General features: G+C 65.2%; 20 protein-coding genes. 10 read left to right on the top strand and 10 right to left on the bottom strand.

Annotated features, from left to right (window positions below; all coding sequences use genetic code 11):
* Position 1: 1 nt before the first annotated feature.
* Positions 2 to 2,224: an EAL domain-containing protein gene (locus PCQ86_RS12870; RefSeq protein ID WP_270173914.1), complete on the bottom strand. Its 2,223-nt coding sequence runs from the start codon at positions 2,222 to 2,224 to the stop codon at positions 2 to 4.
* 231 nt (positions 2,225 to 2,455) lie between these two features.
* Here PCQ86_RS12870 and PCQ86_RS12865 point away from each other — a divergent pair, with 231 nt between their 5' ends.
* From PCQ86_RS12865 to PCQ86_RS12855, 3 genes are all read left to right on the top strand, one after another.
* Positions 2,456 to 3,292, top strand: a complete 837-nt coding sequence (locus PCQ86_RS12865) for a GNAT family N-acetyltransferase (RefSeq protein ID WP_172206702.1) — start codon at positions 2,456 to 2,458, stop codon at positions 3,290 to 3,292.
* Between the two features lie 115 nt (positions 3,293 to 3,407).
* Positions 3,408 to 5,579: a polyphosphate kinase 1 gene (gene ppk1 / locus PCQ86_RS12860; RefSeq protein WP_196995659.1), complete on the top strand. Its 2,172-nt coding sequence runs from the start codon at positions 3,408 to 3,410 to the stop codon at positions 5,577 to 5,579.
* The gene (locus PCQ86_RS12855) at positions 5,576 to 6,040 is read left to right on the top strand and encodes a SixA phosphatase family protein (RefSeq protein ID WP_011805583.1); all 465 of its coding nucleotides are present in this window, start codon (positions 5,576 to 5,578) and stop codon (positions 6,038 to 6,040) included. The genes ppk1 and PCQ86_RS12855 overlap by 4 nt, the downstream gene beginning before the upstream one ends.
* A 56-nt stretch (positions 6,041 to 6,096) precedes the next feature.
* On the opposite strand, the gene PCQ86_RS12850 is transcribed toward PCQ86_RS12855, so the two are convergent.
* From PCQ86_RS12850 to PCQ86_RS12835, 4 genes are all read right to left on the bottom strand, one after another.
* Positions 6,097 to 6,531, bottom strand: coding sequence for a hypothetical protein (locus PCQ86_RS12850; RefSeq protein ID WP_041838820.1), 435 nt, complete (start codon positions 6,529 to 6,531; stop codon positions 6,097 to 6,099).
* A 65-nt stretch (positions 6,532 to 6,596) separates the two neighbouring features.
* Complete coding sequence (locus tag PCQ86_RS12845; protein ID WP_011805581.1) at positions 6,597 to 8,078, bottom strand: Ppx/GppA phosphatase family protein; 1,482 nt, start codon at positions 8,076 to 8,078, stop codon at positions 6,597 to 6,599.
* Positions 8,079 to 8,162: 84 nt separating this feature from the next.
* The gene (locus PCQ86_RS12840) at positions 8,163 to 9,296 is read right to left on the bottom strand and encodes an ABC transporter substrate-binding protein (protein ID WP_011805580.1); all 1,134 of its coding nucleotides are present in this window, start codon (positions 9,294 to 9,296) and stop codon (positions 8,163 to 8,165) included.
* A gap of 31 nt (positions 9,297 to 9,327) precedes the next feature.
* Positions 9,328 to 9,819, bottom strand: a complete 492-nt coding sequence (locus tag PCQ86_RS12835) for a fasciclin domain-containing protein (RefSeq protein WP_270173913.1) — start codon at positions 9,817 to 9,819, stop codon at positions 9,328 to 9,330.
* Between the two features lie 200 nt (positions 9,820 to 10,019).
* Between PCQ86_RS12835 and pstS the strand changes: the two genes are divergently transcribed.
* From pstS to phoR, 7 genes are all read left to right on the top strand, one after another.
* Entirely contained in the window at positions 10,020 to 11,060 is a 1,041-nt protein-coding gene (pstS, locus tag PCQ86_RS12830) for a phosphate ABC transporter substrate-binding protein PstS (RefSeq protein ID WP_220638843.1), read from the top strand.
* Positions 11,061 to 11,137: 77 nt separating this feature from the next.
* On the top strand, positions 11,138 to 12,151 hold the full coding sequence (gene pstC / locus PCQ86_RS12825; RefSeq protein WP_011805577.1) for a phosphate ABC transporter permease subunit PstC: 1,014 nt from the start codon (positions 11,138 to 11,140) through the stop codon (positions 12,149 to 12,151).
* Positions 12,148 to 13,029, top strand: a complete 882-nt coding sequence (pstA, locus tag PCQ86_RS12820) for a phosphate ABC transporter permease PstA (protein WP_011805576.1) — start codon at positions 12,148 to 12,150, stop codon at positions 13,027 to 13,029. Before pstC ends, pstA begins: the two co-directional genes overlap by 4 nt.
* Positions 13,030 to 13,051: 22 nt before the next feature.
* The gene (gene pstB / locus PCQ86_RS12815; protein WP_011805575.1) at positions 13,052 to 13,834 is read left to right on the top strand and encodes a phosphate ABC transporter ATP-binding protein PstB; all 783 of its coding nucleotides are present in this window, start codon (positions 13,052 to 13,054) and stop codon (positions 13,832 to 13,834) included.
* Between the two features lie 14 nt (positions 13,835 to 13,848).
* Positions 13,849 to 14,550, top strand: a complete 702-nt coding sequence (gene phoU / locus PCQ86_RS12810) for a phosphate signaling complex protein PhoU (RefSeq protein ID WP_011805574.1) — start codon at positions 13,849 to 13,851, stop codon at positions 14,548 to 14,550.
* Positions 14,551 to 14,566: 16 nt separating this feature from the next.
* A complete protein-coding gene (gene phoB / locus PCQ86_RS12805) occupies positions 14,567 to 15,274 on the top strand; it encodes a phosphate regulon transcriptional regulator PhoB (protein ID WP_103737599.1) in 708 nt (235 codons plus the stop codon).
* An 86-nt stretch (positions 15,275 to 15,360) separates the two neighbouring features.
* On the top strand, positions 15,361 to 16,758 hold the full coding sequence (gene phoR / locus PCQ86_RS12800; protein ID WP_270173912.1) for a phosphate regulon sensor histidine kinase PhoR: 1,398 nt from the start codon (positions 15,361 to 15,363) through the stop codon (positions 16,756 to 16,758).
* Here phoR and PCQ86_RS12795 read toward each other — a convergent pair.
* The 5 genes from PCQ86_RS12795 to rbbA all read right to left on the bottom strand — a co-directional run bounded on the left by PCQ86_RS12795 (position 16,703) and on the right by rbbA (position 24,241).
* The gene (locus PCQ86_RS12795) at positions 16,703 to 18,079 is read right to left on the bottom strand and encodes an MATE family efflux transporter (protein ID WP_270173911.1); all 1,377 of its coding nucleotides are present in this window, start codon (positions 18,077 to 18,079) and stop codon (positions 16,703 to 16,705) included. The genes phoR and PCQ86_RS12795 overlap by 56 nt on opposite strands.
* Entirely contained in the window at positions 18,079 to 19,776 is a 1,698-nt protein-coding gene (locus tag PCQ86_RS12790; RefSeq protein WP_270173910.1) for a hypothetical protein, read from the bottom strand. Before PCQ86_RS12790 ends, PCQ86_RS12795 begins: the two co-directional genes overlap by 1 nt.
* 150 nt (positions 19,777 to 19,926) lie before the next feature.
* Positions 19,927 to 20,181, bottom strand: a complete 255-nt coding sequence (locus PCQ86_RS12785; protein WP_011805569.1) for a type B 50S ribosomal protein L31 — start codon at positions 20,179 to 20,181, stop codon at positions 19,927 to 19,929.
* A gap of 97 nt (positions 20,182 to 20,278) precedes the next feature.
* Positions 20,279 to 21,427: an ABC transporter permease gene (locus PCQ86_RS12780; RefSeq protein ID WP_011805568.1), complete on the bottom strand. Its 1,149-nt coding sequence runs from the start codon at positions 21,425 to 21,427 to the stop codon at positions 20,279 to 20,281.
* A 3-nt stretch (positions 21,428 to 21,430) separates the two neighbouring features.
* The gene (rbbA, locus tag PCQ86_RS12775; protein WP_270173909.1) at positions 21,431 to 24,241 is read right to left on the bottom strand and encodes a ribosome-associated ATPase/putative transporter RbbA; all 2,811 of its coding nucleotides are present in this window, start codon (positions 24,239 to 24,241) and stop codon (positions 21,431 to 21,433) included.
* Positions 24,242 to 24,257 lie beyond the last annotated feature (16 nt).

The following is a 24,257-nucleotide window of genomic DNA, read 5'->3' as shown; positions in this document are numbered from 1 at the left end:
ATCAGGCAGGGCGCTGCAGCAGATACTGCTGCAGATGCGGGGCCCCCAGGGGCCGGCTGAAATAGAAACCCTGGGCTTCATCACAGCCCTGTTCGCGCAGGAACGTCAGCTGATGGGCGGTTTCTACCCCCTCGGCCGTGGTGCGCATGCCCAGCGCCTGCGCCATGCGGATGATGGCGCTGACGATGGCGCGGTCGTTGCCGTCATGGTCCAGGTCGCGCACGAAGGACTGGTCGATCTTCAGCCGGTAGATCTGGAATCGCTTGAGATGGCTCAGCGACGAATAGCCGGTACCAAAGTCATCCATCGACAGGCGCACGCCTTTGGCGTGGAGCTGGTCCATCGTCGCGATCGCGGCGTGGGGGTCCGCGACGGCCACGTTCTCGGTCAGCTCCAGCTCCAGCAGGTGGGGCTGCACTCCGTACTCGGCGAGAAGCCGGTCCACCAGCTCCAGCAACTGCGGCTGGCGGAACTGCACGGCGGACAGATTCACTGCCATCGTCAGGGCCGGAAGTCCCTGGTTATGCCAGGTGCGCAACTGCGCCAGCGCCGTGCGCAGCACCCACTCGCCAATGGGCAGGATTTGCCCAGTGTCTTCTGCCACCGGAATGAATTCTGCCGGCGATACCGCACCCAGCTCTGGGTGATGCCAGCGCAGCAGCGCCTCCACGCCGCAGACTCGGCCCGACGCGATGGACACCTGGGGTTGGTAATGCAGCGACAACTGGTTGCGCTCCAGAGCCCGCCGCAGCGCGTTGGTCAACTGCAGCGCTCGGGCCGACTGCGCCTGCATCGTGGGCGTGAAGAACCGGAAGCTGTTGCGTCCGTCCGCCTTGGCGCGGTACATCGCGGTATCGGCCGACTGGATCAGGGTCTCGAAATCGCTCCCATGCTCAGGAAAGAGCGCAATCCCCATGGACAGGGCCAGCGACAATTCATGGTGCTGGATGTGCACCGGCTGCAGGGCTGCTTCCTGCATCTTGGCCGCAACCCGGGCGGCGCCTTGCGCGTTGGCGCCGGGTAGCAGGAGCACGAACTCGTCACCCCCTAGACGCGCCACGGTGTCCCTTTGCCGCACCGTGGTGCGCAGGCGCTGTGCGATTTCCACCAACAGTGCATCGCCGATGCGATGGCCCAGCGAGTCGTTCACGTGCTTGAAGTTGTCCAAGTCCAGGAACATCACGGCCAGGGGCGCACCGGACTCTTGCGCCTGGCGGATCGCGTCCTGACCGCGCTCGGCCAGAAGGACGCGGTTGGGCAGTTCGGTGAGCGCGTCGTAGTGCGCCATCCAGTAGATACGTTCCTGGTCGCGTTGACGGTCCTGGATCTCGCGGTGCAGGTTGCCCACTGTCTCCTGCAACTCGCGCGTGCGGTCGCGCACTTGCTGCTCCAGTTCGCCATGCATGCCCGCGAGCTGCCTCTGAATGCGCAATCGCTCGCTCACATCCATCACGATCCAGATGGAGCCCTGCGCGACATTCGACGGATCGACGGCCTTGCTGCGTACCTCACATTCAATGGCGCGCCCATCGCGGGTGCGCAAGACCATCTGGCCTTCGAAGGCCTGTCCCTGCACCAGCGGCGCATAGCAGCGCACCCCGGCCTCGTGCCAGTCTTCGTCGCTCAAATACCACCGCCGCGACGAGGACCCTGCCAGTTCGCCCGGGCCGTACCCCAGGATCTGCTCGAAATGGCGGTTGCACCGTGTCATGCGCCGCTCTTGCAGGAAGACGATGCCCACCATGGCACTGTCGAACAGCACCTGCTTTTCCCACAAGGCCGCCTGCAACTGCGCCTGAGCGCGCTTTTGCTCGTCGATGTCGTCGATGATCCAGATGGACCCTTCGCGGCTGTCCCGGGGGTTGATCAATCGCCCGGTGAGGTGCGCCCAGAACAGTTGGCCGTCGCAGCGTTTCAGCTGGCGCTCCGTGCGATACGCCTGACCGCGCGCGAGGGTCGGATAAGCGGCGCGGCCGAGTTCGCGGAACGCTCCCCGGCTTGGGTGCAGGGCTTCGCTGCTTCGGCCAATCGCGTCTTCGGGCGAGGGTAGGCCGAAGATCTCGGCGCAGCGCTGGTTGCACCGCACCAAAGCGCGGTTGCGAATGAACACGATCCCGACACCCGCGCTGTCCAGCAAGGTCTGCTGTTCCCGCAGGACGCGCTGCATCGCCCCGGGAGAAACCTGCCCTGGGTCCTGCGCCAGGGCGGTGGACGGGTGCGACATGGACCAGCAGTCCGAAGATGGTGACGTTGGAAATCCTGATTTGTAGCAAATTGTATTAGCGGCGGGGCGTTTTCGGCCATCTCTTTTTGGCAGGGTTAGTCCCATGACACAAAGTCGCCACGAAGGCGACACCGCGCCGTCACGGGCCGTATGCACAGTCATGTCCAAGGAATGCGGTGCTCCGGCATCTTCGGGCAGGCACGCGTGGTCCTTGCGACATCAGGAGTGCCAATGAGCGACTTGCCGAACCCCACCATGCCCTTGAGCCCCGTGACCCTTCCCAGGGGGTCACTTCACCGCCCACGCAGCACGGAAGGTGTGGGCCACGGTGCAGCGTCGCACGGCGGTGTGGAGGTGGCCTGGGCGCGGCATCTCGATGAAGTCCGTGAAGCGCAGCGGTTGAGATTCGATGTCTTCGCTTCGGAAATGGGCGCACGTCTGCAGACCGCGCTGCCCGGCCATGATGTGGACCTCTTTGACGACTACTGTGAGCATCTACTGGTGCGCGACACGCAGTCGCGGCAAGTGATCGGCACCTACCGGGTCTTGACGCCTGCGCAGGCCCAGCGCGTGGGCAGCACGTATAGCGATACCGAGTTCGACCTGACGCGCCTGCGCGGCCTGCGTGAGCGCATGGTGGAACTGGGCCGCAGTTGCGTTCACCCCGACCATCGCCATGGCGGCGTCATTCTTGCGCTGTGGGGCGCACTGGCGGACTTCATGGCCCGCAACCGGCTGGACACGATGATCGGCTGCGCCAGCATCCCGATGCTGCACGGCGGCATTGTCACGGGCGACGTGGCCGCCAGCATCTGGCACCAATTGCGCCAGACGCATCTCGCGCCCATCGAATACCATGTCTTGCCCCGCTTGCCGCTGCCTGTCGAGCACCTGGACAGCAGCATGGATGTGGAGCCGCCAGCGTTGATCAAGGGCTATTTGCGCCTGGGTGCCAAGATTCTGGGAGCGCCTGCCTGGGACCCGGATTTCAACACGGCCGACCTGCCCATGCTGATGCGCCTGGTGGATCTGCCCCCTCGCTACCGGAAGCACTTCCTGGGACATTGACGAGTACGCCTTCGGAAAGGTATCCCGAGCAACGCATGACAGAAACAAGTCAATGTCATGAATTTGTCATTGGCATGGCGAATACTGGCAGTCACTTCTTCTTCTATGTGCTCCCATGTCCTCTTCCGTGACTCCGTCCGCTGTCTCTCGCCAGATCGACGAGGAACCGGATACCGGCGTGGAAAAGAAGGGGGCCGCCGCCGCTCTGCCGGTTCCCGTGGGTGGCGTGCCGTTGCTGGACCGTGACCACAGCATTCTTGCTTTCAATGAACGGGTGCTGGACTGGGCTATGCGGGAAGACGTGCCGCTGCTGGAGCGGCTGCGCTACCTGTGCATCGTTTCTTCCAACCTTGACGAGTTCTTCGAAGTACGTGCCGCTGCCCATCTTGCCGCGGCGGACAGTGGTGAAGCCAAGCAAGGCTACAGCCTGCATTCGTTTGAGGCGCTGGCACGCAAAGCCCACGATCTGGTCGAGCGGCAATACGCCCTGTACAACCATTCGCTGATTCCCGCGTTTGCCGCGCAGGGCATACGCATGGTCTCGCATGGCGAGCGCACGGCGGCGCAGCGGCGGTGGGTGCGTGAGTATTTCCAGCGCGATGTGCGCCCGCTGCTCATTCCGGTGGGGTTGGATCCGGCGCACCCATTTCCCCAAGTGGCGAACAAATCCCTGAACTTCATCGTGCGCCTGCGCGGCAGCGATGCCTTCGGGCGTGAAAACGAGATCGCCATTGTCAAGGTGCCGCGCGTATTGCCGCGCATCATGCGCCTGCCCGCACATGTGGCGCCCACGGGCATGCAGTTCGTCAGCCTCTCCAGCATCATCCGCACGCACCTGGTGGACCTGTTTCCGGGCCGCGAGGTGTACGAATTTTCGCAGTTCCGCGTCACCCGTCACTCGGACCTCGCTGTGGATGAGGAAGACGTGCGCAACCTGCGCACCGCCCTGCGGCAGGGACTGCAGCAGCGGCACTTCGGTCAAGCGGTGCGCCTGGAGGTGTCTTCCGGTTGCTCGCGATTCCTGGCCGAATTCCTGCAATCCCAGTTCGCTCTGCCTGCCGCGGCGCTGTACCGGGTGCATGGCCCTGTCAACCTGGTGCGGTTGGTGCAGATGGTGGAACTGATTAATGTGCCAGCCTTGCTGTTCCCTCCGTGGCGCCCGGCATGGCCAGTGCAATTGCCGCGCTCCAGCTCCATCATGGCGGAGCTGCGCCGCAGAGACCTGCTCATCCACCAGCCTTTCGAGAGTTTTGACGGAGTGCTGGCATTCCTGCGCGAAGCGGTCAACGATCCGCAGGTGCTGGCCATCAAGCAGACCATCTATCGCACGGGCTCGGATTCGGAACTCATGGAGCTCCTGCGTGAGGCGGTGCGTCGCGGCAAGGAAGTGACGGCAGTCGTGGAACTGAAGGCACGCTTTGACGAGGAGGCCAACATCAACTGGGCCGAAGCGCTGGAGTCCATCGGCGCGCAGGTGGTGTATGGCGTCGTGGGCTTGAAGACCCATGCCAAGATGCTCTTGGTGACGCGCCGCGAAGGAGGGCGCCTGCGGCGCTACGGGCACCTGTCCACTGGCAATTACAACCCACGCACGGCCCGGCTCTATACCGATCTAAGCTATCTGACGGCGGATGCGGACCTGACGGCGGACATGGATCTCGTCTTTGACCATCTGGCCAATCAGAACCGGCTGCCACCGCTGAAGCAGTTGGTCATGGCGCCCTTCGACCTGCACTCGTTCCTGTTGGAGCAAATTGAGCAGGCAGGGCTGGCGGCTGAGCGCGGCGAGGGCGGCCGCATCGTCGCCAAGATGAACGCGCTGACCGATGAGGCATTGGTGCAGGCGCTCATCCGCGCGGGCCAGCGTGGCGCAAGCGTTGACCTCATCGTGCGCGGCGCATGCATCCTCCCCGCACAGGTGGCGGGCGCCACGGAGAACATCCGGGTGCGTTCCGTCATCGGTCGCTTCCTGGAGCACACGCGCGTGTTTTACTTCCGCAGCGGTACGCGGGAAGACCTTTACCTGTCCAGCGCCGATTGGATGAACCGCAACATGCTGCGCCGCGTGGAACTGGCGTGGCCGGTGACGGACAAGAAGCTGCGCCAGCGCATCATTGACGAATGCCTTGTGGCCTACCTGCACGACAACCGTGATGCGTGGAGCCTGGAGAGCGATGGCAGTTATTCCCGCGCGCCGCATGTGCTGGATGGCGCGGGAGCCCAAAATGCCCTGATGGCGCGCTACGCCCCCGTAGCTGCGCCCGTGCCCCGGAAAGAAAGCGCATGACGGATCTCATACTTTGGCGCCATGCCGAGGCGGAAAATGCCGGTGAGAACGAAGACGACCTGGACCGGCCGCTGACGCAGCGTGGCGAAAAACAGGCGGCGCGCATGGCGGTGTGGCTCGATCGCCAACTGCCCGACGGATTGCGCGTGCTTGCCAGCCCCGCACGGCGCACTGAGCAGACCGCAAAAGCACTGGGCCGCAAATACAAGCTGCGTGCAGAACTGTTGCCGGGCGGACAACCCGATGAGCTACTGGAACTGGCCCAGTGGCCGCGTTCGCGGGGGGCAGTGCTGGTAGTGGGCCATCAGCCAATGCTGGGGCAAACGGTGGCGCGGCTCCTGGGATTGCGTGCCGATGAATGTTCCATCCGCAAGGGAGCTGTGTGGTGGCTGCGCCATCGGCAACGACAGGATGCCAGCGAGACCATCCTGCTTGCGGTGCAATCGCCCGAATTCCTGTAGCTGGAGCGCAGGACAGGGCAGGGCAGGCGATCTTCCAACCTGCCTTGCAAAGCAGACTATTTCTTGTCCGACTTAGGGCGCCCGGTCTTGATTGCGGGTATGGACTGCATTGCCTTTTGCAGGGTGGCATCGTCCAGTTGCGACAATACCTTGAGGCCGGCCCGCAGTAACTCGCTCTTCTTGGCAGGCGTCGACAAGCGGGCCGTGCGTTCCTTCAGCGTTTCGATGACGGCGTACTCGTCCTTCGGGATGGTGAAGCTATCGCGCACCAGCTTGGGCTTCTTGGCCTTCATGTCTTTTTCTTTGTCGGCCACAGATGGCGCTGCCTTGGTGGCCGCCTTGAGGGGCGCTTTTACGTGTGCCTTGGAAGGCTTTGCCGGCGACCTCTTCGGCGAAGCCGCTGGCGCTTCTGTTGCCAGATCTTTTGCCGGAGCTGGAGCAGGGGCCTGCGCGGCCGGGGCCGCTGTGTCGGTAGCGGGAGTTCGTGCCATATGCCTTGCCTGACTGAAAAACGATATAAACAGTTTATATCGTTTTATGTTGCGGCGCCATCAGATCAAGAAAGCTCGGTCACGAATTCCCATGGCGTTTTTTGCCATGCATCGGATTCTTCCCGCAGCAGGTGTGCAGACTGCGGATAGGCCGCTGCCCAGCCGGTGCGCGACTGCACGGTACAGCGGCGGCCTTCCACCTGCAGATGGATACCTTCTACGTCTGGAGGGCGCCGCGCGTGGCACAGGGCCACTGCCGCGCGCAGGCACATGAGCTGCAAGGCAAAGACCGGATCGGCGAGATTCGCGGCTTCCAGCTTGCGTACCTTCCCCCGGTGGCCCAGCACCAGGAGCCCCAGATGGTGCAGTTCGGGCAAGGCAAAGCCGGCTGCATCCGTATGGTCCAGGATGTAGGCGCCGTGATGGTGGTAGTCGCTGTGTGAAATGCGGCACCCGATCTCGTGCAGGCAGGCGGCCCAGCCGAGCTTGCGGGCGGCACGTTCGCTGCCTTGCGGGGAAGCCTCGCGGAACAGGCGGCAGGCCAGTTCGGCAACGCGCTCGGCATGGGCGTGGTCCACCGTAAAACGGTGCATGAGCGAGCGCACGGTAGCTGAGCGCAAATCCGTTTCGGGCTGGTCGCGGTCCAGAAGATCGTAGAGGGCACCTTGGCGCAGGGCGCCTTGCGCCACGGTCATGCGTTCGATATCCAGCAGATCAAAGATCGCACGCACGATGCTGACGCCCCCTCCAATCACCGCCTTGCGGTCGTCCTTGAGGCCGTCCAGTCGCAGGCGGTCTACATGGCGCGCACGCATCAACTGGTCCTGCAGCCAGTCGAGGCCCTCCCGGCGGATCACACCCTCCTCACCGCCGGCGGCAGCAAGGATGGAGCCAACGGCCCCGACGGTGCCTGATGAGCCATAGGCCACATCCCACGTCTGGCGCCGGTAACTGTCCATCGCCTCGTCCAGCACGGCCTTGGCGGCGATCTCAGCGGCTTCGAAAGCGTGGCGCGTGAAGGAACCGTCAGCGAAGTAGCGGGCAGACCAAGCCACGCTGCCCACGCGGTAGGACGCCACGGTACCTGGCGTGAACTGCTGCCCCAGAATCAATTCCGTCGAGCGACCGCCGATGTCCACGACCAGGCGCTTTTCGTCGGATTGCGGCAGCAGTCTTGCCACGCCCTGGTAGATGAGCCGCGCCTCTTCAGGCCCGGATACGACGTCGATGGGAAAGCCCAGAATCCGGCTTCCTCGGGTAATGAATTCTTCCCGGTTGCGTGCCTCGCGCAAGGTTTGCGTCGCCACCGCACGGACATGAGCGGCTGGAAAACCCGCAAGCCGCTCTGCAAACCGGGCAAGGCAATCCCAGCCACGCTGCATGGCGTCCTGCGTGAGGTTGCGGTCCTCATCGAGGCCGCCGCCCTGGCGAACGGTTTCTTTCAGGTATTCGACACGGCGGATCTGCCCGTGTTCGAGGCGGCCGATTTCCAGGCGAAAGCTATTGGAGCCCAGATCCACGGCTGCCAGCAGTATTCCATCTTGCATGGGGATGCACGCTGTGCGCAGGTTTTCCAGCGGTGCAGCATAGCATCGGCGCCGGGGAGAAAACGACTGCAGGGCGGCCACGTCTCAGCCCACGATGCGTCCGTCGGCCGTGAGCATGCTTTGTGTGACGTGGGTATTGGCCAGGCGTCTGTCTTCGTAGGCCACCAGGTAGCCGCCGACCTGGATTTCTACGCGTTTACGCAACGCGGCGAGAACGCTGGCGCGTGTGACCGGCCCGGTCACCGACTGCAGCACCTCTGCGGTATACCGTGCGGCGATGAAGCCCGCCAGCCCCTGGGGCGAGGGGGGCTCGTCGTAGAGCTTGGCCATGACCTCGCGGTAGTTGCGCACGATGGACATGCCGTGCGACACCAAGGGAACCGGTTGCGTGGCGATGACGGAAATGCCGCGCGGAATGCCACCCAACTGCGCCAGCACCTGCAGATTCGCATCGGCAAGGGCCACTACATAGCATTGCCGGCCCTGGGGCAGGGTCAGGTGTCTTACATATTCGTGAAGCTCCGGAGTGCCCCCGATGAACAGCACGATGGCGGGGGGAATTCCGCGTTGCTCCTGGGGCGAGAGGGGCTGGATGCGCAACCCCATGGCCTTGCCCACTTCGGTGACCAGACCCTGCAACTGCTGCTGGAGTGTCGCATTGGCGTAGACCGCACCCGCCTGTTGCACTCCCATGACCGCGAGAGAGCGAATGGCATGGGTCATCTGGGCCCGGTAATTGGGAAAGATGGGAAAGACGGTGTCGCTGTCGTCCTTCCATTGCCGCAGGAGCCACGGTGCCAGGTGGGCCAGTGCGGCCTCGCCCGTCTGAAGGGTGGCGATGGCGGCCGCCGTGCTGTCCCCCACGCACCCGGACAATGCCACACACGCGGCGTTGTCGTATGCCGCCTTCCACGCCGTGCGAACTGCGGCAGCCGACCCGTCGGTCTCCACCACCACATGCTGGACGGAGCGGCCGCGAATGCCGCCGCCACGAGCGTTCAGGTCCGTCCATGCAGCCCGGGACCCGATCAGGAAGTCACGGCTGACGTCCTGGTTCTGTGGCGACAGATCCACGATCTGTGTGACTGCGAGAGCGCGTGGCTCCTGCGCCCGCGCCACGGGCGCATATGCCGCTGCGCCGATGGCGCAGGCAGCGCCCGCCGCCTTCAACAGGGCGCGCCGCTGCAATCGCAGGCTGCAAGAAAGGGGAGGATGCATGGTCTGGAAGGACAGGTTGGCGTGGAACGGCTTACTTCTTGCGGGGAGGCACCAGCACGCGATCAATCACGTGCACGACACCGTTGCCCGCCTTCAGGTCGGCCTGTTCCACCAGGGCGTCCTCCACGGTCACAAAGTCTGCGGCGCGTGCCAGAGCAATGTCCGAGCCCTGCAGGGTCTTCAGCTTGCCGGCCTTGGCGCTTGCGGTGACGTGTGCCGGCACGATGTGGTAGCTCAGCACGGCCTTCAGCTGTTCCTTGTCGTTCTTGAGGGCGTCGCGCGTCTTCGCAGGAAGCGCCTGGAAGGCTGCATCGCTGGGGGCGAAAACCGTGTAGGGGCCGGAGCCGTTCAGCGTGGCTGCCATGCCTGCGTCGGCGACCAATTGGTTGAAGGTGCTGAGGTTCTTGGCCTTGGCAACCACGCCGCCCACCGTGTTAGGGGCAGACGCGGGGGTAGAGCAGGCGCCCAGGGTCGCGACGATCGCGAGGGCCAGGGTGGTTTGAAGAGTCAGGCGACGGAACATGTGGTTCTCCCGTAGAGGTGTGTTTGTTACCGACTGTTGTCGGTGGCGGGAGCGTACGTTCCCCGTGCGACAGTTCCGTGACAAGGAAGTGGGGCAGCGCTGCGGACGGTGTATGACGGTCAAGAATGAATGTCACGGTGATGTCACAAACGGCTTCTAGAGTCGCGGCATTGAGTTTTTTCAACCAAGAGGTCTCTTCCATGAAACTCTCCGCGATTCGCGTTCTGGTGTCTGGTGTTGTGGCAATGGGCGCGTTTTCTGGCGCCTGGGCACAGCAGGAAGCAACGGGCGCTGGCGCCAGCTTCCCTGCACCCCTGTATTCCAAGTGGGCGGCCGACTACAACAAGGCCACGGGCGTCAAGATCAACTACCAGTCCGTCGGCTCGGGCGCCGGTCTGCGTCAGATCGAGGCCAAGACGGTTGATTTCGGCGCTTCCGATGCGCCCCTGAAAGACGAAGAACTGGCCAAGAAGGGGCTCGTGCAGTTCCCTACCGTGATCGGCGGTATCGTTCCCGTGGTGAACATCAAGGGTATTCAGCCCGGCCAACTCAAGCTCAACGGCCAACTGCTCGGCGACATCTATCTGGGCAAGATCACCAAGTGGAACGACGAAGCCATCAAGGCCTTGAACCCGGGCCTGAACCTGCCTGATGCCGCCATCGCCCCGGTGCGCCGTGCCGATGGCTCCGGCACCACCTTCGGTTTCACCAACTACCTGAGCAAGGTGAACGCCGAGTGGAAGGCCAAGGTGGGCGAAGGCACTGCCGTGAACTGGCCCACCGGCGCGGGCGGCAAGGGCAACGAAGGCGTGGCCGCGTTCGTGGGACGCCTGCCCAACTCCATCGGCTACGTGGAGTACGCCTACGTGAAGCAAAACAAGCTGACGTTCGCGCAGATGCAGAACAGCGCTGGCAACTTCGTGTCGCCTGATGAGGCCACCTTCAAGGCCGCCGCCGCGGGTGCGGAGTGGACCAAGAGCTTCTACCAGATCCTGACGAACCAGCCCGGCAAGGATGCATGGCCGCTCACCTCCGCCACCTTCATCCTGATGCAGAAGTCGCAGGACAAGCCGGTGCAGGCTGCTACGGCACTGAAGTTCTTCGAGTGGGCATACAAGTCGGGCGACAAGACCGCATCCGATCTGGACTATGTGCCCATGCCGGAAAATGTGAAGGCAGTGATCATGAAGTCGTGGGGCGAGATCAAGGACACTTCGGGCAAATCCATCGCCCTGAAGTAAGCTGAGACGGTGGTCCGCCCTCCCGGGTGGGCCACCGGTTCCCCTGTTTTACAAGGCAATCAGACGTGTCCAGTACCATGCCCGTCCACGAGGCCCCGCCGCTTGATGCGGCTGTTGGCGCATCCAGGGGTTCCCCCCCGCCCCGTACCACCCTGTTTTCCGGCGTGATTGCCGATCGCATCTTCGGCTGGTTGGCGCGCGGCGCAGCCGTGCTGACCCTGGCGCTTTTGCTGGGCATCATGGCGTCGCTCGTGCACGGTGCCTGGCCATCGATCCAGCAGTACGGCCTGGGCTTCCTGACGAGCAGCGTCTGGGATCCCGTGCAGAACGAGTACGGCGGCCTGGTGATGGTCTATGGCACCCTGACGACCTCCATCATCGCGCTGTTGATCGCCGTGCCCGTCAGTTTCGGCATTGCGCTGTTTCTGACGGAGCTTTCCCCTGCGTGGCTCAAGCGTCCGCTGGGAACGGCCATCGAACTGCTGGCGGCTGTGCCTTCGATCGTCTACGGCATGTGGGGCCTGATGGTGTTCGGCCCCATTCTTGCCACTTATGTGCAGCAGCCGCTGCAGTCGCTGTTCCACGGCGTGCCTTACCTTGGCGCGCTGGTGTCGGGGCCGCCCGTGGGTATCGGCATTCTGTCGGCCGGCATCATCCTGGCCATCATGATCATCCCCTTCATCGCGTCGGTCATGCGCGATGTGTTTGAGGTCACTCCCGCGCTGCTCAAGGAGTCCGCCTACGGCCTGGGTTCCACCACCTGGGAGGTGGTGTGGAAGGTGGTGCTGCCCTATACCAAGTCCGGTGTCCTGGGCGGCATCATGCTAGGGCTGGGCCGTGCGCTGGGCGAGACCATGGCCGTCACCTTCGTGATCGGCAATATGAACCAGCTGAATTCACTGTCCGTGTTCGAGGCGGCCAACAGCATCACCTCCGCGCTGGCCAACGAATTTGCCGAAGCCGGCGAGGGCCTGCACCAGGCGTCGTTGATCTATCTGGGACTGGTGCTCTTCTTCATCACTTTCGTGGTGCTGGCCTTGTCCAAGCTGCTGCTGGCGCGCCTCAAGAAAAACGAAGGGGCCCGCGCATGAGCACGTCGCAAAAACTCATCTCCGCGGCCGAGCTGGCCCAGGTGCGCCAGGCGCGCTATGCGTCGCGCAAGCGCCTGAACCAGATCGCATTGACGCTGTCGCTTCTGGCCATGGCGTTTGGCGTGTTCTGGCTGGTCTGGATCCTGTGGGAAACCATCCGGCTGGGCGTGGGCGGGCTGAGCGTGGCGCTGTTCACGCAGATGACGCCCCCGCCCAACGAAGCCGGTGGTATCGCGAACGCGATCTTCGGTTCCTTCGTCATGGTGCTGCTGGCGACGTTCGTGGGCACGCCCATCGGCATCATGGCGGGCGTCTACCTTGCGGAATACGACGCACGCGGCTGGCTGGCATCCACGACGCGCTTTGTGAATGACATCCTCCTGTCCGCACCCAGCATCGTGATCGGCTTGTTTGTTTATGCCGTGGTGGTCGCCCAGTTCAAGAGCTTCTCGGCCTACGCCGGGATCATGGCCTTGGCGCTCATCGTCATCCCCGTGGTGATCCGCACCACCGAAAACATGCTGATCCTCGTTCCGGCCAGTCTGCGCGAGGCGGCCTACGCCCTGGGTACGCCCAAATGGAAGGTCATCACCATGGTGACGCTGCGCGCGGCCCGCGCTGGCGTGATCACCGGCATATTGCTGGCGGTGGCACGCATCGCAGGCGAGACGGCGCCCCTGCTGTTCACTGCACTGAACAACCAGTTCTGGAATGGCGACCTGTCCAAGCCCATGGCCAGCTTGCCGGTGACCATCTTCAAGTTCGCCATGAGCCCCTATGAGAACTGGCAGCAGCTCGCCTGGGCTGGCGTGTTCCTCATCACCCTCGCGGTGCTGGGCCTGAACATCCTGGCCCGCGTGGTCACGCGCCAAAAGTAACTATTGCCTCCGGAAGACATTCATGCCCTCCACCAAGACCTCCGCGCCCGTGCAATCCAAGATCACGGTCCGTGACCTGAACTTCTATTACGGGAAGTTCCATGCCCTCAAGAGCATCAACCTCGACATTCCCGAGAAGAAGGTCACCGCCTTCATCGGGCCGTCGGGCTGCGGCAAATCCACGCTGCTGCGCACCTTCAACCGCATGTTCGAGTTGTATCCCGAGCAGCGCGCCGAGGGGCAGATCATCCTCGACGGCGAGAACCTGCTCACCAGCAAGCAGGACGTGGCGCTGATCCGCGCCAAGGTGGGCATGGTGTTCCAGAAGCCCACGCCGTTTCCCATGTCGATCTACGACAACATCGCCTTTGGCGTGAAGCTTTTCGAGAGCCTGAGCGCGAGCGACATGGACGACCGCGTGGAATGGGCGCTGCGCAAGGCGGCCTTGTGGAATGAGGTCAAGGACAAGCTGGACCAGAGCGGCGCGGGCCTGTCCGGCGGCCAGCAGCAGCGCCTGTGCATCGCACGCGGCATCGCCATCAAGCCGGAAGTGTTGTTGCTCGACGAGCCCTGCTCGGCGCTGGACCCCATCTCGACCGCCAAGATCGAGGAATTGATCGCTGAACTGAAAGACGACTACACCGTGGTCATCGTCACGCACAACATGCAGCAGGCGGCGCGCTGCAGTGACTACACCGCCTATATGTATTTGGGCGACCTGGTGGAGTTCGGGGACACAGAGCAGATGTTCTTCAAGCCGCAGCGCAAGGAGACAGAGGACTACATCACGGGCCGCTTCGGCTGATGGAGGTACGAGACATGGCAGACAAACATCTTTCTTCACAGTTCGACAGCGAACTGAACAACATTTCCTCCCGCGTCATGGAGCTGGGCGGCTTGGTGGAGTCGCAGATTCGCCAGGCCATCTATGCGCTTTCCCACTTCAACCTGGAAGCCGTGGAACAGGTGGAGCAGTTGGAGCGCCGCGTGAACGCCATGGAGGTCGAGATCGACCATGAGCTGGCTTCCGTCATCGCGCGCCGCCAGCCCACCGCACGCGACCTGCGCCTGCTGATGGCCTTCTCCAAGGCCATCGCCAATCTGGAGCGCATGGGTGACGAGGCCACGCGCATGGCGCGCATGGTCAAGTCCATCATCGAAAGCGGGGCCGCCCGTTCGCTACCGTCCAGCGACCTGCGTGTGGCGGCCGACCTGGCTTCGGGGCTCCTGCGCAAGGCGCTGGATGCGTTTGCCCGCCTGGACACCAAGGCCGCTGTTGCCATCCTGAAGGAAGACGATCTCATCGACCGGGAGTTCGACGGTTTCGTGCGCAAGCTCATCACCTACATGATGGAAGACCCGCGCACCATCTCCGCCAGCCTGGACCTGCTGTTCCTGGCCAAGGCCATCGAGCGCATCGGCGACCATTCCAAGAACGTGGCCGAGCTGATCATCTATCTCGTCAAGGGCAAGGACGTGCGCCACACGGCGCTGGACGAGATCGAGTCGGCCGTGGCCTGAGAAAGGCGGTGAACCGATGAAGAAGCTTCCCCGGGTACTCATCGTCGAGGACGAGTCCCCCATCGCAGAATTGGTGGCCGTGAACCTGCGCCACAACGGCTTTCAGCCCATCTGGGCGGAAGACGGCGAGTCGGCGCAGCGCGAGCTGGACGCGGTGCTGCCCGATGTCATCTTGCTGGACTGGATGCTGCCGGGCCAAAGTGGCCTGCAACTGGCACGCAAGTGGCGTGCCGACAGCCGCACCAAGCAGATCCCGATCCTCATGCTGACGGCGCGTGGCGACGAGCCCGACAAGGTGGCCGGGCTGGATGCCGGCGCCGACGACTACATCACCAAGCCGTTTTCCACGCAGGAACTGCTGGCGCGCATCCGCGCCGTGCTGCGCCGGCGTGCGCCCGAGCAGGTCAGCGACAGCGTCTCTATTGGTGAGCTGGTGCTGGATGCGGCCACGCATCGCGTCAGCTACCAGGGCCAGCAGCTCAAGGTCGGGCCGACAGAGTTCAAGCTGCTGCACTACCTGATGAAGCACCCGGAGCGCGTGCACAGCCGCGCGCAACTGCTCGACAAGATTTGGGGGGACCACGTCTTCATCGAGGAGCGCACGGTGGACGTGCACGTGAAGCGCCTTCGCGAAGCATTGGGTGTGGGCGGCGCCATGGTGGAGACCGTGCGCGGAGCGGGCTACCGGCTTACCGCACAGCCGCAGGCACTCATGCGGGCGTGATGGCGGGTGCCCGACGCCCCCGTGTTTTTTCAGGCGCCCGGAGATGATGCGGGCGCTTTTTTGTTGTTGACCTGAGCCCTGCGGCCATGCTCCTGCGCTTCTTTTTCTTTCTGCTGTGCCAACTGATCGGCGGTGCGCTGGGCTGGTGGCAGGCGGGCCCCTGGGGTGCTGGCATCGGCGCCTGTTTCGCCGCATGGTTGTGGTTTGCCTGGGATCTGTGGCGCGGCGCGCGCGTGCTGAACTGGTTGCGCCAAGGAGACCCCACGCAAACGCCACGCCTGAGCGGCCTGTGGGGGGAGGCAGCAGACCGCGCGAGGCGCCTGGTGCGCCAGGGCCAGTTGAAGGCGCAGGCTGGCGATGCGCGCCTGCAGGAAATCCTCCAGGCGCTGCAGGCATCGCCCAATGGCGTGATGCTGCTGGATGCCGAAGGCCATATCGAATGGTGCAACCAGATGGCCGAGGAACACTTTGGCCTGGATGCGGAGCGTGATGCGCAGCAATCCATCGGCAACCTCGTGCGGGACCCGGACTTCAGTACCTACTACGCGTCCAAGGACTACACGCGCGACGTGGTGCTGCCCGGACGCGCCAGCACGCCCTCGCGGCCGGTGCGCGTATCGGTGCACCTGCACCCGTATGGCGATGGCCGCAAGCTGCTGCTGTCACGCGACGTGACGGCGCTGGAGCAGGCCGAGGCCATGCGGCGCGACTTCGTCGCCAACGTGTCGCATGAGATCCGCACCCCGCTCACCGTGCTGATGGGCTTTGTCGAAACCCTGCAGACCCTGCAGCTCAGCAACGAGGAGCGTGCGCGCTACCTGCGCATGATGTCGCAGCAGGCCGTGCGCATGCAGAACCTGGTGCAAGACCTGTTGACGCTGTCGCGCCTGGAGGGAAGCCCTCCGCCCAGCATGCACGAATGGGTCGCGGTCTCGACGCTGCTGCGCCGCTGCGAGGACGAGGGGCGCGCGCTCTCGGCCCTGCTGACGCAGAACCAGCCCGGCAAGCTTCACCAGATCACGTTCCCCACGGCCGAAGCAGCGCAGGCGGCCGGGCAGGTGGCCGGCAATGCGGCCGAGCTGCAAAGCGCCCTGGCCAACCTGGTCAACAACGCCGTGCGCTACACGCCACCCGGGGGCAGCATCACCGTGGCGTGGGACGTGGAGCCTGATGGCAGTGCCCGTTTCGTGGTGCGCGACTCAGGGCCTGGCATTGAGCCGGAACACCTGTCGCGCATCACCGAGCGCTTTTACCGCGTGGACCGCAGCCGCTCGCGCGACACGGGCGGCACGGGCCTCGGACTGGCCATCGTGAAGCATGTGGTGCAGCGCCATGGCGCAGCGCTGCAGGTGGCCAGCGTGGTGGGGCAGGGCTCGACGTTCACGGTGGTGTTTCCGCCGTCGCGCCTGCGTACGCCGCCGCGCGGCCTCAGCGGTGGGGTTCCTGCGGTAGCGGCGGAGCCGCCCGGCGTGTCTGCAGCCTGAGCACGCCCAGCAGCAGGGCCGTGAAAATCAACGCCGTCGCGCCTAGAGCGGCAGCGCTGGCGGCCCAAAAAGGCGAAGGGGAATGCATCGGACCCCAACCCGCCAGGCCGCGGTAGGCCAACACGTAGCCTCCATACAGTCCCACGCCCCACAGCAGCACGCAATAGACCGCCAATGGCGCCAGCGTGATGCGGTAGCTGCGCAGCACGAAGATGCACAGCGTCTGCAGGGCATCCGCCACATGGTAGGCGGCCACCCATACTGCCAGCGCGCCTGCCATGGCGACGACTTCCGCGCTGGTGGAGTACAAGGCCGTGATCGTGCCTTTTGCTATTAATAACATAGCTGCTAGCGCAAATCCCATAAGCGCTGCAAGCCAAAAACCCTTCAAGGCGACGGCAGCGGCCTGGTGCTCGTTCCCCGCGCCACGCCAGAAGCTCACGCGGGCGCTTGCGGCAATGGCCAGCGACAAAGGCACCATGTAGAGCACGGCGGCGAGGTTGGAAGCGATCTGGTGCGCAGCCGAGGCCAACGCCCCCTGGCGTGCGATGAACAGCGCCATCAGCGTGAAGGAGGTCACCTCCACCAGGATGGACAAGCCCGCTGGCAGGCCCAGCCGCAGAAAGCGCGCGATCTGCGCGGGGTCGGGCCGCTCCAACGGGCGCCACAGCCGCAGCGGGCCGTACATCGTGTGGCGACGCAGCATCCACCAGCCCAGCAGCATCAGGCCGTAGTTCACGGCCAGCGTGGCCCACGCGCAGCCTGCAGCACCCTGCGGCGCCAGACCGGCACCGCCGAAGGTGAACCAGACCGAGAGCGGCACTTTGACCGCCAGCGAGCCGACCTGCAGCCAGGTGACGAGCTGCGGGTGCCCCAAAGCCTGGTTGAGGGTGCTGTAGATGCGAAACAGCAATGCAGGCGGCAGGCCGAACGCGAGGATGGCCAGGTAGGCCTGCACCTCGCCGCGCAGCGCCGGCGGCACCTCGGTCCATTGCAGGAGCGGGCCTGGCGACAGCAGCACGGCCATGCCCAGCACCGCGGCACCCGCCCACAGGTACAGCGACTGGCGCACGCTGGCGCCCATGCCGGCCTGTGCGTTCGCGCCGCGCTGCTCGGCCCAGATGGGCAGCAAGGCCTGCAACACACCCATGAGCGCCACGTACACGCTCACGAACACGGCTGAGCCGATGGAGAGGGCGGCCAGGGACTCCTGCGAATGGCGTCCGGCAACGATGGTGTCGGTGACCCCGAAGGCCATCACCGCAAGCTGCCCGGCCAGCACGGTGAGTGCGTGCCGTGTAATGGTGGACAGCTCGGACATCAGCGCTTGCGGGCCGTGCGGCGCAGCACCAGCATGCGGTCGCCGCGGTCCGTGGGGCGGCTGACGCTCGCCATCTCCTGCCACTGCGCCGGGGGCAGCAACGCGCTCACCAGCGGTGCGGCGGAGGCGTCTGCGATGACCCAGTCGCACTGCGCCAGCTGTTCGGTGGGCACCATGTGCAGTTGCCCATGGTGCAGCAGCGCGGCCAACTGCGCACGGTTCAGCCCGTAGCCGACCACGCAGCTGTCGCGGTCGGTGATGGCTGCGGCAACACCCGCCACCTGGGGTGCGAAGCTGCGGCCATAGTTCAGCAGCGGCAGCCACAAGGTCATCATGAGCAGCCAGCCCAGCGTGGCGCCACCCGCGGGCAACACCAGGCTGCGCCAGATGGCGGGGCGGTTGCGTGCCGCGCGCCAGACCACCAGCAGGCACCACGCAGCCGTGGCGGCCAGCGCCACGCCGAAGGCCAACAGCGAGAACGACGGCACGTAGCCGGGCGCCAGCTTGGCCACGTTGGCCGCGGGCTTGGCCGGCACCCCCGTCTGCACCGCCAGCCACACCACCCAGATACCGATGGCCGAGGCGCTGAAGAACAGCAGGGTGAACCAGTCGATCAGCGCTGCGATGCTGCGCCGCAGCGTCGGCAGCGCAAAGGCGGCCAGCGCCGCCAGGGCGGGCAGGCCCAGCAGCAGTGCGCGGTCGGCCGGCTGGGTGGTCAGTGTGGCTGTCACGGCCACGAGGGCAAACCACAGCGGCAGCAACAGGTGCCGGTGCCATTCGCGGCTGAGGATCTGCTGCCGCCAGCGCCACAGCGTCCACAGCGTGAGGGGCCAGGCGGGCCAGCTGAACCAGATGAACAGGCGCACCAGGCTTTGCCACTGTTTCAGATCTTCGAAGCGCACGATGCGCCAGCGCCATAGGTCCAACTGCAGCGCCAGCGCGGCAGCGGCCACTGTGGCGGCCAGCAGCACGCCCCCTGCCACTGCGCGGCTTCGCAGTGTCGCGCCGCGCGTGCAGGCCACCAGCCAGGCACAGCCCAGGCCCAGCAGCACTGCGAGCGTGGGGGCGCCGCTGAGCACCAGCCCCAGCAGGCCGGCAATGGCGGTGAAGGTGGGCCACGCCGTGCGCCAAGGCATTGCGGAGCCAGCGTAAAACAGCAGCGCGGTGCAGCACAGCTGGGTGAGGTAGCTCGTGGTTTCATGCGACAGCTGGGCCAGTCCCAGGCAGGCGATGAAGGCCAGCAGGCCGGCGTCGGCCATGGCGCGGGCATAGTCTGCGGGCTGCGCCTCGCCGCCGAAGGCAAAGGCCACGGGCTGTGCGCCGGGGCTGCGCGCCAGGTAGTACACGCTGTACCAGGTGGCCGCCAGGGTCAGCAGCAGCAGAGCGACGAACGGCAGGCGCGCGGCAAGCTCCGCCGGCAGCCAGCCGTCCAGCGCCTGGATGGCCCACGCGCCCAGCCAGTAGGGCAGCAGTCCGTCGCCATCCGGCGGCACGCCCACCAGCAGCGGGTCCATCCAGGAGGTGCGCCCGAGGGCCAGTTCGCGCATGTAGCCGAACGAGGCGATGTCCGCATTGCGCCACGGGTCGCGCCCCACGAAGCCGGGAACGGCATAGGCGAGGCACAGCAGCAGCAGGGCCCAACGCGGCAGCGGGCGCACGGCGCTCTGGGCAACGATGGCGGGGGTCGGGTGTATCACGCGGACGGGGGGAAATGGCGTTGGGCCGAGGATAGCGGAGTGCGCAATAAAAAAGGCAGCGCGGAGAAGCCGGGCTGCCTAGTGTGTGCAGGTGCGGCGAATGGGTTCGCCACCTGCCTGCACGGGCCTGCACGGGGCAGGCCTTGCTGCTTACTTCGCTGCGGTCTTGCCGAAGCGGTTGCGGAAACGCTCCACGCGGCCGCCCATGTTGTCCACCGACTTTTGCGTGCCGGTGTAGAAGGGGTGCGATTCGGAGGACGTGTCCAGCTTGTACAGGGGGTATTCCTTGCCTTCGAAGGTTTCGGTTTCCTTCGTGTTCACGCAGGAACGGGTCACGAACTTGAAGCCGTTGGACAGGTCAACGAACAGCACTTCGCGGTAATTGGGGTGGATGCCTTCTTTCATGATCTTCTTCCTCAAGTCAGCGGGAGCCGCACCAGCCTATTCCAGTGTACTTTCCGCAAAAAAGCCCGCAATTATCGCACAAGCTGATTCAGCGGTGCTAGGCCATGCTGCTGATGGTGCGGCGAAAGCGCGCCAGCGACAGGGCGAACAGGACCGAGCCGATGCCCGCCAATGCCAGGAACTGCGGCCACACCACGTCCATGCCTGCGCCGCGGTACAAGATGGCCTGGCCCAGCTCCACGAAGTGCGTGGTGGGGGCCGCCAGCATCAGGTCCTGCACCAGCGCAGGCATGCTCTCGCGCGGCGTGGTGCCGCCCGACAGCATCTCCAGCGGGATGAGCGTGAGCACCATGAGCAGCCCGAACTGCGGCATGCTGCGCGCCACCGTGGCCATGAAGATGCCCATGGAGGTGGTGGCGAACAGGTGCAGCGCCGCCCCGGCCAGGAAGAGCCCCAGTGAGCCGCCAATGGGCACGCGCAGCAGCCCCTGCACCACCAGGACCAGCGACGTCGTGGCCGCCAGCAGCACCACCAGCGCCATGGACCAGACCTTGGCCAGCATGATCTCGGTGGGCGTGACGGGCATGACCAGCAGGTGCTCGATGGTGCCGTGCTCGCGCTCGCGGATCAGCGCCGCGCCCGTGAGGATGATGGACAGCATGGTCACGCTGTTGATGATCTCCATCAGGCTGCCGAACCATGCCTTGTCCAGCGCGGGGTTGAAGCGCATGCGCAGCGCCAGATCTACGGGTGGGGCTGCGGTGCCGCGGTAGCGTTGCACGAACTCGCTGACCTCGCTCAGTACGATCTGCTGCACGTAGGCATTGCCGCTGAAGGCCTGGCTCATGCGCGTGGCGTCCACGTTCAGCTGTACTTCCGCTGCCCGGCCCGCGAGCACGTCGCGCTGGAAGTCGGGCGGGATGTTGAGCACGAAGGTGTAGTGCCCCGCGTCCATGCCCGCATCCATCTCGCGCGCGGTGATGAGCGCCGGCGTGTTGAACTGCGGCGGGTAAAAGGCCGAAACGATGCGCTGCGACAGTTGCGACTGGTCCTCGTCCACGATCGCAATCGGCGCCTTGTGCAGGATTTCGGGCATGGCTGTGGCGGCGGCGTACACCGACAGCGTGAACACGTACACGATCAGCACCAGCATGGTGGGGTCGCGCAGCAGGCTCCACAACTCCTTCACGCCCAGGCGGTAGATGTTGAGCAGGTGCAGGCGCACGGATGAGGAGGAGCCGGGCATTGGTCAGCGCTCCTGCTTCTTCAGCAGCGCAATCGCGCCCAGCATGACCACGGGCACCGACGCCAGCAGCGGCAGCAGCGCGCCCTGCAGGTCGGCCAGGCCCAGTCCCTTGCTGAAGACGCCGCGGCTGATCATGAACATGTACGTGGCCGGGTAGACCGAGCCGATGAGGCGGCCGCTGCCCTCCAGCGACGAGACGGGATCGATCAGGCCCGAGAACTGCACCGCCGGTATCAGCGTGCCGATGAGTGCGAAGAACATGGCTGCGATCTGGCTGCGCGTGACGCTGCTGGCCAGCAGGCCCATGCCGGTGGAGGTGACCGAGAACACCAGCGCTGCCAGCGCCAGCGTGGCAAAGCTGCCGGTGATGGGCACGCCGAACACGGTCACCGCCAGCAGGCACATGAGCAGGAAGTTCAGCATGGCCAGCAACACGTAGGGCAGTTGCTTGCCCAGCAGGAATTCGGTGCGTGTGACGGGCGTCACGTACAGGTTGAGGATGGAGCCCATCTCCTTCTCGCGCACCACGGCCAGCGCCGTGAGCATCGCCGGCAGCATGAGCATCAAGAGTGGAATCACCGCCGGCACCATGGCGGGCAGGCTGCGCACGTCGGGGTTGTAGCGGTAGCGCGATTGCACGGTCACGCTGCTGGCCAGGCGCTGCCCCGTGCGCTCGTGCAGTTGCGCGGCCAGCCAATGCTGGTGCATGCCTTGCACATAGCCGCGCACGGTCTCCGCGCGCATGGGCATGGCGCCGTCCACCCAGGCGCCGATCTCCACGTTCTTGCCGCGCAGCACGTCGCGGGCAAAGCCGCTGGGGATCTCGATGGCCAGCGACAGCTCGCCGCTGCGCATGCGCCGGTCCAGCTCGGCATGGTCCGACAGCGGCGGTTGCTCGATGAAATAGCGCGATCCCGAGAGCGCGTTGGCATAGCTCTGGCTCAGCGTGGTCTGGTCGCGGTCGAGCACGGCGTAGCGCAGGTTCTCCACATCCATGTTGATGCCGTAGCCGATCACGAACATCAGGATCAGCGAGCCCGCCAGCGCCAGCGTCGCGCGCACCGGGTCGCGGCGCAGCTCCAGCGACTCGCGCCACATGTAGCTCAGCATGCGCTGCAGGCTGAAGGCGCGGTGCCGGGGTGCTTCTATTTCAGGAGCTGCTGCCGCTTGATCTGCGGGTGTTTCAAACTCTTTTGCCTTTGATACGACCGTCGATTGAGCGCTGAAAGCTCCTTTTTTTGTAGCGTTGTCATCGGCAGCGGGCTCGCCAGCGGCCTCCAGCAGGTAGCCGATGAACGCCTGCTCCAGCGTCTGGGCGCCGCGCCGGGCCATCAGCGCGGCCGGCGTGTCGCTGTCCAGCACCCGGCCCGCGTGCATCATGGACATGCGGTCGCAGCGCTCGGCCTCGTTCATGAAGTGGGTGGAGATGAAGATCGTCACACGGTCGCGGCGCGACAGTTCGACCAGCAGGCGCCAGAAGGCGTCGCGCGCCACCGGGTCCACGCCGGAGGTGGGCTCGTCCAGGATCAGCAACTCGGGCCGGTGCACCATGGCCACGGCCAGCGACAGGCGCTGGCGCATGCCCAGCGGCAGGTTGGCGGGCAGGGTGGCACGCTCGTCCTGCAGGGCAAAGCGCTGCAGCATCTCGTCCACGCGCGCTGTCACCTGCTCTTCCGGCACATGGAACAGGCGCGCGTGCAGCACCAGGTTCTGCTCCACCGTCAGCTCGCCATACAACGAGAACGCCTGCGACATGTAGCCCACGCGCCGGCGCGTGGCCATGTCGTGCGGGTCCACCGCCTGCCCGAACAGCCACGCACGGCCCTCGGACGCAGGCAGCAGTCCGGTGAGCATCTTCATGGTGGTGGACTTGCCGCAGCCGTTGGAGCCCAGAAAGCCGAAGATCTCGCCGCGTCGGATGCGAAAGCTCACCTGGTCCACGGCCACGAAGTCGCCAAAGCGCATGGTCAGGCCCTGCGCCTCGATGGCAATGTCGTCCTCGCCGTTGGTCGGCAGCGGTGGAATCACCACCGGGCTGTGGCCGCGCTTCCTGGCTTCGGGCAGCAGGGCGATGAAGGCTTCCTCCAGGGTGTCGACGCCAGCACGCTGCAGCAGCTCTTGCGGTGTGCCCGTGGCAAGAACGGCGCCATCGTCCATGGCCACCAGCCAGTCGAAGCGCTGCGCCTCGTCCATGTAGGCGGTGGCGACGATCACGCTCATGTGCGCGCGCTCGGTGCGGATGCGGGCGATCAGCTCCCAGAACTGCGCGCGTGCAAGGGGGTCCACGCCGGTGGTGGGCTCGTCCAGGATCAGCAGGTCAGGGTCATGGATCAGCGCGCAGCACAGCCCCAGCTTTTGCTTCATGCCGCCCGAGAGCTTGCCCGCGGGCCGCGCGAGGAAGGGGTACAGGCCTGTGCTGCGCGTGAGGTCGTCAATGCGCCTGCGCCGTTCGGCCGCGCCGTGGCCGAACAGGCGCGCGAAGAACTGCAGGTTCTCCTCGACCGACAGCGTGGGGTAGAGGTTCTTGCCCAGGCCCTGCGGCATGTAGGCGATGCGCGGGCAGATCGCGTCGCGGTGCGCCTTGCGCGCCATGTCGCCGCCCAGCACCTGCACGCTGCCCTGCTGCAGTGCGCGCGCGCCGGCCATCAACGCCAGCAGGCTGGACTTGCCCACGCCGTCCGGCCCGATCAGGCCCACCATGCGGCCGGTCGGTATGTCCAGCGTGATGCCGCGCAGGGCCTGGGCCGCGCCGTAGCGCAGTTGCACGTCCCGCAGCCGGGCCACGGGGGTGGCGGTCTCAAGGTGCTGGGGCATGGAGCAGCCGGGCGTC

Origin of the sequence: Diaphorobacter sp. ED-3, assembly GCF_027625375.1 — a bacterium.
GTDB lineage: Bacteria > Pseudomonadota > Gammaproteobacteria > Burkholderiales > Burkholderiaceae_C > Diaphorobacter > Diaphorobacter nitroreducens.
Note: the sequence above shows the minus strand (reverse complement) of the source record. Positions and strands in the feature narration are given on the sequence as shown.